The sequence below is a fragment of the Acinetobacter sp. Ac_5812 genome (genome assembly GCF_013072695.1).
Classification (GTDB): domain Bacteria; phylum Pseudomonadota; class Gammaproteobacteria; order Pseudomonadales; family Moraxellaceae; genus Acinetobacter.
This window is the reverse complement of the sequence record NZ_LXUK01000007.1, coordinates 45,727-62,237: the sequence shown is the minus strand read 5'-3', so window position 1 is coordinate 62,237 and position 16,511 is coordinate 45,727. Positions and strand designations below refer to the sequence as shown.

Genomic DNA, 16,511 nt, shown 5'->3' with positions numbered 1-16,511 from the left:
TATGAAATCGAATTTAATTACGCGTACTGGACATGACCTTTTGGTTGCTGAGCTAAAAAAGCTTTGGCATGACGAACGTCCTGAAATCACTAAAAAAGTAAACTGGGCGGCAAGCCTTGGTGATCGTTCTGAAAATGCTGATTATCAATATAATAAACAAATACTTAGGAAAATAGATCGTCGAGTTCGCTATTTAGGAAAACGTTTAGAAGAATTAAAAATTGTCGATTATGTGCCTGAGCAGGAAGGAAAGGTCTACTTTGGTGCTTGGGTGGAAATTGAAAATGATGCAGGGGAGCAAAAAAAATTGCGTCTCGTGGGTGTCGATGAAATCTACGATCATCATCCGCAACATATTTCGATTGAGTCACCTATGGCGCGTGCTTTACTGGGGAAACAAGTGGATGATGAAGTTGAAGTGCATACGCCATTGGGAAAAAAACTGTGGTATATCAACTCAATTCGCTATGAAAAACCTGAAAATGCTTAAAATTACAGAGTGTTGATTTTATTTTGAGCGGTTGATGCATTATTTTGAATAAAAGATTTGCCAAGTTGAACTTTTATTTATATGATAGCCGCCATTGGAAGCGTGGCAGAGCGGTTTAATGCACCGGTCTTGAAAACCGACGAGGGTGTGAGTCCTCCGTGAGTTCGAATCTCACCGCTTCCGCCAAATATCTAAATAAGCCCTTGTTTTTACAAGGGCTTATTTTTTATCTGCGTGCTTACCCCTCAACCTACCCCTCATCAAACCTCGGATTGGATCATATAATTTAGAACTTCATAGGATAAGAACAATTAGCTTATTTGTTTCTTGCTAATAATGATCTGTACTTCCAGAGTAAGCTTTAAAGATCATAACGTAATATAGAAAGCCGGATTTCATATCTATTTTCATTAATATCGGGAAATATAGTTATCAACATCATCAACGATTTTAGGCTGGATTGTTGAGGGGAGGGTTCTTGTTGATTCTGAGGACTCTTTAGATGTTTTACTCTTTTTCGCTATTTTTTTTCTTGCAGATACGGGTCTTTTATCAAAGTTTCTTTTGTTCCATGTGCTTTGTATTTTTTCTAAAACCTTAGAATATGCTTCTGAATCAATACAAAACCAAAAGTTTAATTGTAAAAGTACCAGTTCTTTTTTTTCTTCTAATGTTACTGGTGTATAAGGAAACTGTGTTTTTTTATCAAGATAATTGTATAGCCATTCAATGAAAGTCTTATTTGATATCTTTTTATTGATAATGATACGTGATATTTTTTGTATTTCATCATAATATTCTATTATTACTTTTAAGTTACTAATAAATTCTAAAGGTAGGGATATAAGTTCATATTTACTAAAATTTAAGATAATTTCTTTATTTGCTTGAATAGTTGGGTTTTTAAAAAATTCTTTATTTGGAAGTGAGGGAAGTTTCTGGTAGAGATCACTTTTGTATTTGTAATCTTCAGACAAAAAATTATTTATTTCTGATCGAATTTCTCTTAAATTAGATATAGGATTTTGAGTAGTAGTTAAATAAAAAAAAGCAAAATTTTTATCACTATTTATTAGGGTTAATAATCTTATTAATTCTAGATCAAATACAATATCAACCTCCAGTTTCATATATTCAATCAACTCTTGGAAAAAAATTTCTCGTTCCAATTCGGTTGATATATTTTGATGAATCAGCTTTGTGAGGTTGGTCATTGTAATTTGTCTGACCTCTTTAAGAGAGGTTAGATTTTCTAGTTCTATCAGTATTTCATCAAAATCTCTAATTGAATGGCGATCTATGATGCGTTCTGCATGGCGGATTATATGGGCATGAATCCAAATATTCATGACAGGATTATAGCTGTTGAGTTTCTTCTTGAACTGCTCTGAATAAGATGGTTTAGTGGTCATTTTTATGTTTCTATACAGTGTTTAAATTGCCAATAGAGTAGTAAGAATATTTTAAGAAAATGGTATGAAATTGGTTAGAGTAGGGTAACTTTTGAGTAAGAAATAAGTAAGAATTTATCGGTTCTGTCACTCATTAAACGTGGGTTTTTTCCACTATTTGGATACTTTAAGGTGAAATTTCTCTCTTAACTGTATTTTTATAAGCTCTTATGTCAGAAAAGTCAATGTGTGCTTATCTACTATAATTGGTTAAGAGAGATTCCATATTCATTGAAATACATATCATCTCCATGAACACAATCCTGTGTTCATACTAAATAGGAGAATGGATATGTCTAATCAATGTCCTCGGTGTCAGTCGACACACATCAGTAGCAGGAACTATGGTCGCAAGGTCGGCGGAACAGTAGGTACTACGGCTGGAACGGTGGGTGGTGTAACCACAGCTTTATCTAGCGCTCAAGTAGGTGCAACGATTGGTATGTTTGCAGGACCTGTCGGGTCAATCTTTGGTGCGCTCGCAGGTGCAGCGATTGGTGGATTGGTCGGTGGGGTGGCAGGGTGCAGTGCAGGTACAGCACTGGGTGAAATGATTGATGAAAACGTACTTGATAATTATCAATGTCTCAGTTGTGGCTATTGCTTTGCTCAGTCCGATTGCAGTGACCTAACCGATTAAAATCAATTATCCCACACGACTCATGATGATCGTGTGGGATTCAAGTCTTCAACATCTTGTTTATTTGCCAGAAATGACCTTAAGAATCAGCCATGCAAACAATGGGCTGATCAATGTGGCAATGAAAAACCATAGCCAAAAGCTACGGCCTTGTCCCATCGCGCTGAATCCAACAAATACCGCAAAAATAAACCACAATAAAATAATAGGCATGGTGATAGTAGCTCCTGTAATCGGGATTACTTGCTAGGCTGGCCATAAAGATTGGCATGTGTTTCACCCTCCTTGGTGAACCAGATGATCAGGACAATCATTCCTAATAAAGGAATCAGGCTGATCAGATACCACCAACCAGACTTGCCAATGTCATGGAGTCGTCTAATGGAAACAGCGAGCGCAGGCAGGGCCATTGCTAAAATGTAGATGGCGTAGAATATGATTTCTGTCCCAAACACCGTATCGAGTACGAGTGCTGTAAAACATCCCAGCATATTGAACAGCATGAAGAACCAGAACTCCTTACGTCTGGCACGTCCACCAAAATTGAGATAGTTTTTCATGCACTTTAAAAACCAGTCAAAAGCTGAATACTGTTCTTCTACTTTCTCCTGAAACTGACTGATGATGCTGCTTGAACTTGATGCCAATGCAGCGTAGACCCCAACTGCCTGTTGCTGCTCATTGACATCAAAGTCAACGCTCATACCACGTTTGGGGAGTTGCTGTTCTTTCCATTCACTTCCTGCAAATGGATAGCGCTTTTGATCATCCCCAGAAATAATCCCTGAGTTGGTTTGAATTGAAAAATCTAAAATCTTGCCTTGCATAGGTTCACCTTGTCATCTTATTCATTTGTTGTGCTGTTATGGGTGAGGAGTGATTAAAAGTTAAAGGTATAAGTACCAATGTCAGTATCCACAGCCACTTCCTTGACGGCATTGAAGTCACAGCTAATGTGAGCACGGACGGACTGACCAAATTTCAATGGACCGTGACCTCGCCAATTGCCATACCAAAATCCTGGGGCACAGGTATTCCCGCGATTTACGGTCACGTTGAGGATGTTGACATCATCAACAATGGCACTGAGATCGAGCTGTAAATAGTAACCATTGCCCATCTTGGCAGCATGCTCATTAAATTGTTGACTGAGGCGCAGGTCTACAGGAGGCTGATCCGAGATTGGAGTGATCTGATTGATTTGCTCAGTTGGAGCATCTTCTTCGTAATATTGCGCATCTTCCGCCTTGACCTCAGAAATATCCGCATTGGCAATATTCTGAGTCTGTTCCGCTGCTTTGCTTTCAGCAGGCTGGGAGGCGTGCTCGGTTGACTTGAGTGGGTTGCAAGCAGACAGGCTTAATATCAGTAAGCCCATGAATGTTATTTTTTTCATGATGTTCCCCATCACTTTCTTTGCGTATAGGCATGTGAGACCACAGGGTGTAACACCTGTCGTTCAAATGGTCGCAATAAAGTTGTTAGATTGAATTCAGTTGTTTAAGTACTGCCTGAAATAATCTAGGAGGGGCGTTGTGGGACAGCACAATCAATAGAATCAGTACATTGGCCACAGTCAGACTGACTTGACCAAATAGGAGGGTCAAAAAATAGGGGAAGAGTAAGTAAAACGAGATTAGTCATGATTGACTCCTATATGCAATAGAAGTTCTACCGAATCACTGCTAAATGATTATGGTGGCAGAACGAAAAGGGGTTAGCAGACTGGGCATATAGAACCAGCACGCGCGAACGCGTCCCCCTCCCGTTCTACCGCAAAGAGGGACGAGAAGGTTTTTACACATATGGAGAATACTCAGATGAATAAACTCTGATGCGCTATATACAACGGTCTGCTAAAACCGACTGACCATGAGGGTCAGTGTGCACAGCATAAGATGAGCGGATGGGGGTGTCAAGACCATGAAAACCTTGGGTTGTTTGTTTTTTCATCCATGTTGCTGGACTGAATATTTTTTTACATGAATGCAAATAATGATGCCTTGCCTTGTTGTTATGGAGGAATACTCATCACACAGATTCACGATTTGAACGACATAGAATCTGGGATGTGCTTCCTGTTACTGAAACCATAACACCTCAATGGAGAATCCCATGAACAACTTGGCAAGCACACATAATATAGCGCCTGTAACTACTGAACCAATGCCGCAACCAATCAAGAAAATTATCCGTTTAAAACGGGTGATAGAACTGACAGGGCTGTCACGTTCTACCATCTATGATCGTTTGAACCCAAAGTCTAAGCGTTACGATGCCAGTTTCCCTAAATCGGTCAAACTGGGTTCGGTACACCTCAATACCAGTGCGGTGGGATGGATTGAAGCAGAGATTCAGCGATGGATTGAGCAGCGTATTCAGCTCAGTCAGAACACATTGCCAGCGGCATAATTCAACCACTGAATTTCTATCAATATTTCTTTTCCACAATTCATCCAAAGCCGCATGATATCTATGGTTGCAGGCTATTCATTGTTGTAGATCAATCACTTAAAACAGCTCTAACATTCTGGTATTTATATTATTAATTATATGAATACAATCTAATTACTCTAAGCACTTGATGAGCAGTATGAACACTCTCCAGTGTTATAGAGATTTGGAGCTATGGCTAGATTGATCAAGGATACAATCATTCAGTCCACAACCTATTTTCTCTTGTCATGAACAGCACTGACCTAAACGAATCTTAAGATATGTAATCTTGAGAGTCTCCATCTCGCCCATGTTTATATGATGAACCTGTTGAACTTGCCTATGCTCACGCATCGAGGTATCGATAAGTCATGTCTGTAAAATGGTGGTTGGGATAGTACAGGGGAAAGTAGATATCAGGTGGCTCGGATATGACCGAGAACACCAGTATGATCAATTTATTTAAACAACAAAAATTAAGAGCATTAAGCAATGATGACTACGCATTATGGCAGCAAGTAATGGCTGTAATTAAACGTGTGGTTAACGCGATTGCATCCATGAGGAACTTTAAACCCATATTTGAATATGGGCAGCGATATTACCTCCCTAGCTATAAGGACAAAACAGGTCATTTCTACCATGTGGATGTCTATAAGCCATATTCAGATTTAACGGACTTAGCAGAGGACTTCCTCTATGGACTCTCCATGATCCGATGGCTCGATCAATATTATCCACTACATTACTACCCGCTACATTTCAGGGTGTTTATTGAATGTGTTGAAGATTATCGGCTGGAGCGCATTAACTGTGAGCAGACACGTTTTCAGTCTCGTTATATCGACCGCTTCAATGACTGCATCTACTGCATTTATAAAGATATGAAAACTGACAGCAACATGCTGGAATTCAAACGGGTAAGAGATCAGGTCTCACATCGGAAACGTAAGGTGAATGACTATATTCAAAAATTACTTGGATGTCATTCTCGGTTGGTGGCAATACGGGTTGATTTTGGCTATCGGGAGGATGCAGAGGTAAGCTATGAACTGATCAGCGAACATCGAGAGAAACTGCTTCGTTATCTAAGGGAAAGACATGATGGCGATGCCTTTGCAGGCTTTATCTGGAAACTGGAATATGGGCTAAGAAAATCCTATCACCTACATACCATGATTTTTTTGGATGGTTCCAAGGTGCAGGAGAGCATTTCACATGGCAAGCTGATTGGACACTACTGGATTGATGAGATGACTGAGGGAGAGGGCGTTACGTACAATTGCAATGCCCATATGGATAAATATCAGCATTGTGGGCTGGGACGAGTAGATTATCATGACCAGAGAAAGATTGAGAATCTTAAAAAGGCTTGCCAATATCTCACCAAATACGATGAGTCGCTTGAACTACTGCATTATGGTTATCAGGCAGGCTATGATCAGGATAGACAGCCTGAACAGGATGATCCACTGATTCAGCCGATTCATTCTGAACTGGGTCGGGTGTTTGGGACTGCGCGATTACCTAAACCTAGAGTGCAGTTAGGTAGACCGCGTAGGAAGTAACCCGTTAAATAAAACCATACTCCGCTACAACTACAAACTATTTATCAAGGAACATAAAAGAGTAGGCAGCCCATTGAGGCTGCCTACTCTTGTGTTTGTATAGTCGAATTGCAAATTATTTCAGATACATATCATCGCCATGAACACTCAACAACTTGATCTTAAATTAAGGAGAACACTCATGGCACATTTGGTTGAAACAATGGCATTCGTTGGACAAACCCCTTGGCACGGTCTAGGGAATCAACTCACACCGAATCAACCCTTAGAAGTTTGGGCACAGCAGGCAGGCATGGATTGGCGCATTGAATCCTCCGATGTCAGTTACATGGCACAAAACCATCGAGGACAAAACATTATTATGCCCTTTGAAGAACAGCGCGTACTTTACCGATCCGATACCCACGCACCCTTGTCGGTGGTGAGTCAACGCTTTCAAGAAGTCCAACCGATGGAAATTCTACACTTCTATAAAGACCTGACTGAACAATCAGGCTTTGAACTGGAAACTGCGGGGGTGCTGAAAGGCGGTAAGAAATTCTGGGCATTGGCGAAAACAGGACAAACATCTGCTTTAAAAGGTAAAGATATCAGCAACGGTTATATTCTTTTAGCTACGGCTTGTGATGGCACACTCGCCACCACAGCACAATTCACTTCTATCCGTGTGGTGTGTAATAACACTTTGGCGATTGCACTCAAAGCCCATAACAGCACATCGAGCAATGCTGGTGTGGTTAAAGTCCCGCACAGTACCAAGTTTGATGCTGAAAAAGTCAAACAACAATTGGGTATTTCAGTTCGTGCATGGGATGAACACATGTATGAAATGAAGCAACTCAGTCAGCGTAAAGTCACCCAACAGGAAGCGGCAGCCTACTTTGATGCGGTGTTTAACAACAGTAGTCTGAGTGTGGCAGAACAGGATGAAAGCATCATTCAATTCTATCGCAATGCAGCCATGCCAAATCAAGGCATCAACACAACAACTAAAGCGGACAATAAAACTGAGCCAAATAGAAGAGCCATGTCTAAGGTGATGACTATGTTTAATGGACATGGGCGTGGTGCGGAACTCAGTTCAGCCAAGGACACGGCATATGGTTTATTGTGTGCAATCACTGAATTCACAGATCATGAACGTCGAGCGATGAGTACTGATCATCGACTCGATTCAGCATGGTTCGGTGCAGGGGCAGCGATTAAACAACGAGGACTTGAACAAGCCCTGCGAATGGTGGCTTAAAACTATTTGACTCGCTGAAATTATTTTCAGTTTTATTTAAGCTAAGCCAATTAATTTAAACATACGGTAAAGCCGTAACAAGCATTGCAATTCTCATTTCGCCACATCATCCCCGATGTGGCTTTTTTTATGCTCGAAATTCAGCTTTTACACTTTTACCGCTACAGGAATATTTCTAATGAATACGAATACTCAGATTCAGAACACACTAAATAACCCACCACTACAACCCTATGTACCTAACTTAAATCAACTCACACAAAACTCATCAACCCAGCAGATTGAGGTAGGAACCCGAAGCAAACGTGATCGACCGAATACGCAACCACGAAAAACCAAAGCTCCAGTAGCCAAGCGTCTCGCCAATACCAAGCAGATGAATTATCAGCAATGGCTAGAGGTCAGAAAACAGGGGATTGGCAGCAGTGATGCCGCTACCGCTTGTGGACTGAATCCTTATATGTCGATGTTGGAACTGTGGATGATCAAAACAGGTCGGATGCAACAAAACATCGAGGATGAAAGTGCAGGCTATGCCCCTTTGTACTGGGGCAAACAACTTGAACCATTGGTCGCTGAATACTACAGCATGCACACCAATAATAAGGTGCGTCGAGTCAATGCAGTGCTGCAACACCCTGATGAAGACAAACGCTTTATGTTGGCGAATTTGGATTATGCCGTAGTGGGTAGTGAAGAAGTTCAAATCTTGGAATGTAAAACCGTGGGGGAATATGGCTCTAAGCTTTGGCGAGATGGTGTACCACTTTATGTCCTCTGTCAGGTACAACATCAACTGGCAGTCACAGGTAAACAAGCCGCACATATTTGTGCCTTGATCTGTGGACATGAAACCAAGATTTTCAAAGTCACACGGAATGAAACCGTGATCCAGCACATCATTAATGCCGAACGTCACTTCTGGCAATGTGTGGAATCAGATATTCCACCGAGTGTCGATGCTTCTGATTCAGCAGCCAAAGCTTTGCAGCAACTCTACCCTCAGCAAATTCCGTTATCAGTAGAAGACCTCAGCCAAAATGAACAAGCCAACTATTTATTTAACCAATTGCTTGAGGAAAGGCATAAGGTTGAGCAACACCAACAGTATTTTGATGAACTCAAACATCAACTACAAATGATGATGAAAGATGCAGAGAGAGCGGTATTTACAGGTGGATCAGTCACTTGGAAAAAGTCTCAAGACTCGGTCAGCCTAGACAGTAAATCCTTACTGAAAGAGCATCCTGAATACCTACAGCAGTTCCCTCAAACTAAAGCAGGAACGCGAAGATTTCAAATCTACCCGAATGGTGGATAAGGAAGAAACGCATATCCACCATTTATTTCCTAACTACGTATCAAATCAATCAATATCAAAAAATCACTGATCCCATGCCTCAATAGGTATGGGATTTTTTATGCGCAAAATTTTATTTACCCGAATTTATACATCACTATAGAGGACATCACCATGATTAAAGGTTTAGCTATTACCCCACCTGTACTCGGTCGTATCAGCATCGGCAAGATTGTCGAAAAGAATGGAAAAAGACTGCCTGAAAAGGATGATCAGTTTACCATTACCAGCCAAATCCAAAATAAGGATGGTTGGGTGAAACATCCATTAGATGAGCAACTACGTGCTAAAGCACCCAATCAAAACCAAAAACTCAGAACCATTCCAGTACGGATGATTTTCAATGATCCTGAATTGAACCTACGAGCAGAGTACAGCTTATTTGATCGACAAACAGGACGTTTAATCTGCTCAGGCAATGGCGAAAGCTGTCAGCGACTTGGACCAAATGGCATTGAACAACACTCATGCCCATCACCTGATTTATGTCCACTGGCACAGGGTGGACTATGCAAGCCCTACGGAAGACTCTATGTCAATTTAGATGAATCAGATGAGTTTGGTACATTTATCTTTAGAACCACAGGCTTTAATAGTATTCGGACGCTGGCAGCACGACTGAGTTATTACCATGCAGCTTCAGGTGATTTACTTTCATGCTTGCCATTACAACTGACTTTACGAGGTAAAAGCACTACACAAAGTTATCGTACTCCGATCTATTACGTGGATTTAACCTTACGTGACGGCACAAATCTTAAAGAAGCGATTACTTCAGCCAAACAAATTGATGAGCAGAGTAAGGCAGCAGGATTTTATCAGGAGGCTTTGGATTATGTGGCAAGGCAGGGTTACGGCAATGCCAGCTTTGAGGTCGGTGGTGAAGAGGGGTTGGATATTGTGGAGGAGTTTTATACAGATGAACCCAAACAAGAATCATCTCAGTCAACACATGACCTGAGTCATGTGCAGGATATTCAGAAAGGGTTACAGCAGTCGGTGCAGGCTTTGAACTAAAATAAAAAGGCATCAAATGATGCCTTTTTATTTTCTTTAATTTTTAAAATAATGTAGAGAAGCTTGATTTTTATTATTAATATATGGAATTTAAAAATGTAAAATTTTTATAGCCTAAATTTAAGAAATAATATGATATTTATTAATTTAAATATCTTAACTGTGATACTATATTTTAAAATATTCTATAATTTATATATTAATTTTTTATAGAAATTGATTTTAAGCATGAAATTATGCTGTGTATAATTTTATATATTTTTTTGATAATTATAAAGATGATAAAGGATACTTTATGAAACATGCTGTATTAAGAATGTTAGTGTTGATGATTAATAGTGATCTTGAAAAAGTAAAAGATGGTATTGCTGTAACTTTGGCTGTCAATGGTCTAATGATTTCAGGAAGAATTATTCCACGAGATGACTTTTATAATATAGAACAAAATCTCGTCCTAAAAACATTTAGGGAGAGTGGACGAAAAAGTCTCACTACTGAACAAATTTCCAAAGAGGAAGATGACTTAACCTATCTTAAGAACATCGATACCTTACATCTTACAGATGCAATTTATGTGATCGGTACCCAAAAAGTACCTACCACTACTACCACCAGCATTATTGTGGATATTGACTCCATTGATGCCTATAACATGGGTTCAATGAACTATTTAGAAAGATGACAATAAAAGTAAATGATGCTTTAACTCTTACAAATATAGAAATGAGATCATCTTTAGTTTATTTGAAACACTTTTATGTTTAGATGTTAATAAAGACATATAAAACAGATAAATAGTTGCTATATTCAAATAATGTAGAATAAAATTAATCAAACATCTCCATGTTATTCTGATATTTTTCAATGATTTTTAGAAAATATTAATATATTTTTTCTTGTCCATCTATTCTGGTTTTAAACCTTCGATGAAACCACATATATTGAGTAGGCTGTGTTTTGATCTGTCTTTCCAAAATAAGATTGACTCTAGTCGCATCTGCTACTTCATCATTGCTTGGAAAGTTATCAAGAGGAGGTTCTAATAAAATATGATATTGAGGATTTTTGATGTCTCCAGTTCTATAAAAAAATAGTGGGATGGCGACAGAATTTGTAATTTTTATTAGCCGTCTATGTGCAGTTAGTGTTGCTGCGGGTATGCCAAAAAATGGAGCCATTACACCCTGTTTAAGACCGAAGTCTTGGTCGGGACTATACCAAATGGCATGACCATGTTTTAAGTTGCTGATCAGTGCTCTCATATCATCTTTAGAAATCTGATTTTTATAAATTTGAGAGCGGCATCTGGTAATCATCATATCTAAAAGGGGATTATTTTGTGGTCTATAAACCACATCTAAATCGAAGAAACGGCTACTCACGAAACCACCAGCATCCAATAGTGTTGTATGGCTACCTAGTAATAAGATGCCTTTGTCATGAGAACTTTTTAGATATTCTGTACCATGAACATGGATTCTGTTTACAAACCACTGCGGTCGGTACCATGCATTTAGGGCTTCGAAAACGCCAAGCATTGCATTGAAAAAAACCTGTTTTGCATCTGTTTCAATTTCTTCATATGTTTTGTTAGGGAAACATAGAGAAAGGTTTTTGACTGTAGTTTTTCTTCTGGAATGTAGAAATTTCCATGACAGGTTTGATAAAATTTTCGCAAATCGACATTGTATAGACCAAGGGAGTAAAGCAAATATCATCAGAACAATGATGGCAATCCATATACCCCAATATCTGGGTAATAAAAAAGACCACTGAAATGCACTTGCCTCATATTGTTGTTTAGAATTCATGGCAAAGCGTTTCTTAAGAAAACTCAACAGAGTAGCACATGAGAAATAAAATTATGTTCTTTTTTAAGCTGCGAAATTATAAATAGCGTGGAAAATAATTTTTTGTAAAGAAAGCAATTTCTATGTTGCTCACGACTTCTTATGTTGTATTAGAGCAATTAAAAAAGCCCCTCAGATTTGAGAGACTAGTCATATTAATTTTAGGAATGAATAGTTGCAATTTCTTAAAGAGCTAAACAAATTAAATTGATAAAATAATTAACAGTAAAGTAAATCACTGTATTACTTTTCTCACGATAATAGCAGAGCCTTAAATAAGTTTTAAGGCACTGTTAATAAGGAATTATTTATTGTTAGGATCTGGTTGGTCATTATTTCCAGATTGATCACTTTCAGAACTTGGAGTTTGTGAAGGCTGGGTTTCAGTAGGGGACTTTACTTCTGAATGCTCATTTGCTTGAACTTTAATTGTATTTGCATGGGTAGTAGTATTTTGTGAGAAACTTTTGAAACCTGACATTTTTATCTTCTTAACTTCACTGTGGAAAACCCATAGTACGCTGTAAAAGCCGTTACACTACGATAGTTTTAAGACCTATATGTGTTGATATGTGCCAAAAATGCTGTTTATCTCGATGAAATATTTCATAAATAAAATCAATTATATATAAATGCTTGAGTATTATCATATAAAGTCTCGAAATATATCATTTAAATTTCAAGTAGAGCTACATAAAACATACATATATAATTTTTTGATCAAATTTTTATCACAGTATTTAATTTTCTGAAAATTAATGAAATTAGGGAGTGGTTAAATTATCAATTGTATATATGCACTACTAGGCATACTATGTTTGATTAAATTGGAGCATATTTATGCTAAAAGACATTACGGTTGTTGATTATCAGGGTAGAGAGAAAAGAGCGCACGCAAATTACTCAGATGAAAATACTGAAAGTGCACTTCAAAAAAAACGAGTTCAAAGTTTAAAAATTGAATACATTTTGATAAAAGGGGAAATTATTTACCCTACGCTAGATTGGGTTTTTAATAGTTTAGATGGTAGTAGCTACTATATAAAGTAAAAATACTAGCTTTATTGAGTTTGAATAGACTCATTTTTATTTTTTCTTGTAAAGAATAAGCTAATATCTTTGTATTGTTTATTACATTTTTTATCAATATTGATGAGCAGAATTTATAATGTATTAAGAAGTGACGAAATATATTCCTGCTCTGGATCAGGAAGAAGAGATACTATAGATAAATTTTAAAGAGATGTAAGCTATTAGGTAGGATATTTTAGATAAAAATAAGCCAAGAAAGTTATTTTAAAAATTATAATCATATGGCGTGAGAGGACTATGATTATGATATTTTTGAAGTTATCGAAGAGGTAAATATTTGTAATATTCACCTAAAATAATATAAGTTGCTATTAAAAATTAAGAGTGTATAGTTGATTCTAACGATAGGAAAATATATTTGTCTCATTAAAATTCTTCTTTTGCATTTTTCGCTTATTTGATATTTTAGTTTCAAAATTATTATTTTAAAGTTTAATTTATTAATTAAATTCTCAAAAGAGAAATGATTTTTTATGTCTAGTTATATGAATGGCACAGTTAAATGGTTTAACGAAACAAAAGGTTTCGGTTTTATTCAATCTGATGATGGTCAAGATGTTTTTGCTCATTATAGTTCAATCGCAAATAGTGGTTTTAAAACTCTTTTCGAAGGTCAGCGAGTTAAATTTGACGTCTTGCAAGGAAAAAAAGGGCTACAGGCGAGTGATATTACAATTATCCAGTTAAATTCTTAACTTTGGATCAAATAGTTTTGATCGAATCCGTAGGCGATACGGTAGTATTTGAGCAGTGAATAGAATAAACGTATTCCTAACACTTAGCCATGATCGAGCTATAATCGACAAGTTCAAATATCAACGTTAAGCATGAGATCGCATCATGCCGATCAAAAAAAATTAGTTTTAGTGGTTTTAACTAAAATTTTAATTATAAAAAGTTTATAGCCTAATTTACCAAAATTAGGCTTTTTTTACTGATATCTAAATTAGATTTTGGTACAGAATTGTGTTTTATTTTTTTCATCTGATAAATAAGCTCATAGACGCTTCGCCAAGATAAGATAATTGCTCCTATAGTCACATCCCAAACGTATCTAGAAGAGTGGCCTATTTCATTTTTTAATAAAATACTCGCTTTAGCAGTACGGCTGCGTTATTACCGATGCAGCATCGGATGATCTTTTATAATACCTGTCATTACAACTTACTTCATGAGGTAAAAGCACCATAGCTTGTTATATTAATTGAGCTTAACCATAACTTATGGAATGAGCTTTCATGGGGCAATTAGCTCAGCCAAACAGACGGATGAACAAAGCAAAGCAGTAGGGTTTTATCAGTAGACTTTAGACCATGTGGCAAGGCAGAGCTATTGTAATGCCAGTTTTGAGGTGGGTGGTGAAGAGGGCTTGGATATTGTTGAGGAGTTTTATACGGATGAAACGAAGCCAGAGCAGCATCAACAATCTTATGATCTCACTCATGTTCAGGATATTCAGAAAGGGTTGCAGCAGTCGGTGCAGGCTTTGAATTGAAATGAATTTAATTAGAAAAGAGTACTCGTACTCTTTTTTTGCAGATTTTGGTCTGTAGATAAGAAGATATTCACTTCTAGAATATCTGAGAGATGGATTTACTTTAATAACGCTTTTTAGTATTTTGTTAGCAAATCAGAAGTATGTCCATCGTCATGCGTTCAAGTAGGTTGTCTAAGCTTATACTCGCATTTATCCTGTTTTTGTTTACGATAACAATTACGGGAGTTCATGCGTGGGCACCTGTTTTACTTGAAAATATTGAACACCAACATGAATTAAGTATTGTTGTGGAAGATGATGCATCAAGTCATTGGTCTTTGCAGCACTCAGGTGATTCTTTTACAAGTATGACTGATCATGATGTAGAAACACACACTTGGAAGAATTTTGATGAGCCAATCTACCATCACTCGGTGAAGCCTATTTCTTCTGATAGTGATCTAAGCATAGACCCTGTGTTTATTCTAAGTTTTATCACTGCTCTTATTTTTCTGTTCCTAAAGTTATCTGAACATCAGATTCGGGTATTTGACTTTAGAAAAAGAATATTTATTTTACGTAATTCTTATACCTATACAAAAGCTCTTATTGTTCTAAGAAATTGATTTTTATATACAAAAAATAATTATTCATTTTTTTGTATAGGTAAAGTCATGTCTAAAATTTATCAGCTATTCCTTAGCTGTGGTTTTGTAGTAACGGCAGCAAACGCATTTGCGGAAACGAATTATGCTGAACTACAAAAGCAGGTTATCGCAAGTGATGCTGTACTCAATAGCCTACAGCAGTCCGAGCAAGCTTATGAAATCAACCAAAAGTTTGCTGGCAGATTAAATAATCCTACTTTCAATGTGGAGTTGGATAATCTTGGTAATTCCAAATTGAAGGGTTTGGATGGCTCAACAACCTTGTTAGGGTTGTCACAAGAGATTCCTCTTAGTAATAAACTCTCCTTGAGAAAGCAAATTGCGAGTTTTCAAGGTGATCGTAATCAGTTCGAAATAGCAAAGCGTCAGGCTGAACTCAAAGCAGATTTAAGAATCTGTATGGCGAACTGGTATGTGGCAACTCAACGTGCTGAAGTTTATTCAACAGAAAGCAAGTTTAATGCAAGACAAGCCAATGTTCTTTCGGAAAGGCTCAAGTTTGGGCGAGTCATTCCTTCGGATGCTCAGCTCAGTGCAGCACTTTCATCTGAATCAAAACTACGTTATCAAAATGAAGTGAAAAAGGGGCAGTTTCAGAAGAATCTGTGCTCTAAGTTCACATCGAATCTACCAAGTAACGCTTTAGAAGTTCCTCTAAGTTTTAATTTCACAGACAAAATTAGTTTGGCTGAGCAAGAAGCGTTTCTGAGTTCAAAATTGAAAAAGACACAATTTGAACTCGCTCGTAAAGAAGCAATACCTGATATCACTTTGGGTGTTGGGGTCAAAAACTATCAAGAAACCAATGACAAGGTATTCCAAGTTTCAACCTCAATACCACTCAATATCTTCAACCGAAATAAAGGCAATATTGCGATTGCCCAAGCGGAACAGATGAAAGCTGAAACGCAGTCTGTATGGGTTAGCCGTAATTCTAAAATTGAACTGGAAAACAAGTCCATTGAGGTTTCTAACTTAATCGATGTGATCCACCAATATGATCAAACCGTTTTGCCCGCAACCAATGAAAGTCTTCGCATTGCAGAGATGGGATACCAAGCAGGGAAAAACTCGTTACTTGAGTTCAATAGCATTAAGCAAATTTGGTTAGACAAACATCTTGCTCGATTCGATTTGTGGTTGGCTTTGCAGACAGAAATTGCAGAAGTCGAGCGCAACTACATTACTCATTTAGATCAAGAATAAGGGCAAGAAT

At 37.7% G+C, this 16,511-nt stretch carries 18 protein-coding genes, 1 tRNA gene and 1 pseudogene; 14 read left to right on the top strand and 6 right to left on the bottom strand.

Annotation, left to right across the window (positions count from 1 at the left end; all coding sequences use genetic code 11):
- Window position 1: 1 nt before the first annotated feature.
- Both greB and A7P55_RS05795 read left to right on the top strand, forming a co-directional pair.
- Window positions 2–490 carry a transcription elongation factor GreB gene (gene greB / locus A7P55_RS05800; protein ID WP_005202026.1) on the top strand — a complete coding sequence of 163 codons (489 nt, stop codon included), beginning with the start codon at window positions 2–4 and terminating at the stop codon, window positions 488–490.
- Window positions 491–586: 96 nt separating this feature from the next.
- Window positions 587–676: transfer RNA gene (locus tag A7P55_RS05795), tRNA-Ser, on the top strand.
- A 224-nt stretch (window positions 677–900) separates the two neighbouring features.
- Here the strand turns inward: A7P55_RS05795 and A7P55_RS05790 are convergent.
- Complete coding sequence (locus A7P55_RS05790) at window positions 901–1,902, bottom strand: hypothetical protein (RefSeq protein WP_171551425.1); 1,002 nt, start codon at window positions 1,900–1,902, stop codon at window positions 901–903.
- A gap of 331 nt (window positions 1,903–2,233) precedes the next feature.
- On the opposite strand from A7P55_RS05790, the gene A7P55_RS05785 reads away from it, so the two are divergent.
- The gene (locus A7P55_RS05785) at window positions 2,234–2,581 is read left to right on the top strand and encodes a hypothetical protein (protein WP_171551424.1); all 348 of its coding nucleotides are present in this window, start codon (window positions 2,234–2,236) and stop codon (window positions 2,579–2,581) included.
- Window positions 2,582–2,641: 60 nt separating this feature from the next.
- Here A7P55_RS05785 and A7P55_RS05780 read toward each other — a convergent pair whose 3' ends face one another.
- Genes A7P55_RS05780 through A7P55_RS05770 form a run of 3 tightly spaced genes read right to left on the bottom strand, consistent with a single transcriptional unit; the run spans window position 2,642 to window position 3,977 of the window.
- Window positions 2,642–2,794, bottom strand: a complete 153-nt coding sequence (locus A7P55_RS05780) for a hypothetical protein (protein WP_005214833.1) — start codon at window positions 2,792–2,794, stop codon at window positions 2,642–2,644.
- Between the two features lie 26 nt (window positions 2,795–2,820).
- Complete coding sequence (locus A7P55_RS05775; protein WP_171551423.1) at window positions 2,821–3,408, bottom strand: DUF805 domain-containing protein; 588 nt, start codon at window positions 3,406–3,408, stop codon at window positions 2,821–2,823.
- A 53-nt stretch (window positions 3,409–3,461) separates the two neighbouring features.
- The gene (locus A7P55_RS05770; RefSeq protein WP_171551422.1) at window positions 3,462–3,977 is read right to left on the bottom strand and encodes a hypothetical protein; all 516 of its coding nucleotides are present in this window, start codon (window positions 3,975–3,977) and stop codon (window positions 3,462–3,464) included.
- Window positions 3,978–4,747: 770 nt separating this feature from the next.
- Between A7P55_RS05770 and A7P55_RS05765 the strand changes: the two genes are divergently transcribed.
- The 6 genes from A7P55_RS05765 (at window position 4,748) to A7P55_RS05740 (ending at window position 10,890) form a co-directional block, all read left to right on the top strand.
- Window positions 4,748–4,993: an AlpA family phage regulatory protein gene (locus A7P55_RS05765; RefSeq protein WP_042862457.1), complete on the top strand. Its 246-nt coding sequence runs from the start codon at window positions 4,748–4,750 to the stop codon at window positions 4,991–4,993.
- Between the two features lie 455 nt (window positions 4,994–5,448).
- Window positions 5,449–6,585 carry an inovirus-type Gp2 protein gene (locus tag A7P55_RS05760; RefSeq protein WP_171551421.1) on the top strand — a complete coding sequence of 379 codons (1,137 nt, stop codon included), beginning with the start codon at window positions 5,449–5,451 and terminating at the stop codon, window positions 6,583–6,585.
- A 181-nt stretch (window positions 6,586–6,766) separates the two neighbouring features.
- Window positions 6,767–7,831: a DUF932 domain-containing protein gene (locus A7P55_RS05755; protein ID WP_171551420.1), complete on the top strand. Its 1,065-nt coding sequence runs from the start codon at window positions 6,767–6,769 to the stop codon at window positions 7,829–7,831.
- A 178-nt stretch (window positions 7,832–8,009) separates the two neighbouring features.
- A complete protein-coding gene (locus A7P55_RS05750) occupies window positions 8,010–9,152 on the top strand; it encodes a lambda-exonuclease family protein (protein ID WP_046738744.1) in 1,143 nt (380 codons plus the stop codon).
- A gap of 153 nt (window positions 9,153–9,305) precedes the next feature.
- Window positions 9,306–10,208 (top strand): hydrolase or metal-binding protein, encoded by a 903-nt coding sequence (locus A7P55_RS05745; protein ID WP_171551419.1) that lies wholly within the window; start codon window positions 9,306–9,308, stop codon window positions 10,206–10,208.
- Window positions 10,209–10,503: 295 nt separating this feature from the next.
- The gene (locus A7P55_RS05740; protein WP_005214850.1) at window positions 10,504–10,890 is read left to right on the top strand and encodes a hypothetical protein; all 387 of its coding nucleotides are present in this window, start codon (window positions 10,504–10,506) and stop codon (window positions 10,888–10,890) included.
- Window positions 10,891–11,089: 199 nt separating this feature from the next.
- Here the strand turns inward: A7P55_RS05740 and A7P55_RS05735 are convergent, their stop codons facing one another.
- Both A7P55_RS05735 and A7P55_RS05730 read right to left on the bottom strand, forming a co-directional pair.
- Window positions 11,090–12,019, bottom strand: coding sequence for a hypothetical protein (locus A7P55_RS05735; protein WP_005214852.1), 930 nt, complete (start codon window positions 12,017–12,019; stop codon window positions 11,090–11,092).
- A gap of 343 nt (window positions 12,020–12,362) precedes the next feature.
- Window positions 12,363–12,539, bottom strand: coding sequence for a hypothetical protein (locus A7P55_RS05730; RefSeq protein WP_005214854.1), 177 nt, complete (start codon window positions 12,537–12,539; stop codon window positions 12,363–12,365).
- A gap of 359 nt (window positions 12,540–12,898) precedes the next feature.
- On the opposite strand from A7P55_RS05730, the gene A7P55_RS05725 reads away from it, so the two are divergent.
- The 5 genes and pseudogenes from A7P55_RS05725 to A7P55_RS05705 all read left to right on the top strand — a co-directional run bounded on the left by A7P55_RS05725 (window position 12,899) and on the right by A7P55_RS05705 (window position 16,501).
- Window positions 12,899–13,108, top strand: coding sequence for a hypothetical protein (locus tag A7P55_RS05725; RefSeq protein ID WP_005214855.1), 210 nt, complete (start codon window positions 12,899–12,901; stop codon window positions 13,106–13,108).
- A 515-nt stretch (window positions 13,109–13,623) separates the two neighbouring features.
- Window positions 13,624–13,845, top strand: a complete 222-nt coding sequence (locus tag A7P55_RS05720; protein WP_005214857.1) for a cold-shock protein — start codon at window positions 13,624–13,626, stop codon at window positions 13,843–13,845.
- A gap of 383 nt (window positions 13,846–14,228) precedes the next feature.
- Window positions 14,229–14,645: pseudogene (locus tag A7P55_RS05715) on the top strand (hydrolase or metal-binding protein); the annotation flags it as partial.
- A gap of 155 nt (window positions 14,646–14,800) precedes the next feature.
- A complete protein-coding gene (locus A7P55_RS05710; protein WP_005058242.1) occupies window positions 14,801–15,253 on the top strand; it encodes a hypothetical protein in 453 nt (150 codons plus the stop codon).
- Between the two features lie 48 nt (window positions 15,254–15,301).
- Window positions 15,302–16,501: a TolC family protein gene (locus A7P55_RS05705; protein ID WP_005150543.1), complete on the top strand. Its 1,200-nt coding sequence runs from the start codon at window positions 15,302–15,304 to the stop codon at window positions 16,499–16,501.
- The last annotated feature ends 10 nt before the right edge of the window (window positions 16,502–16,511 follow it).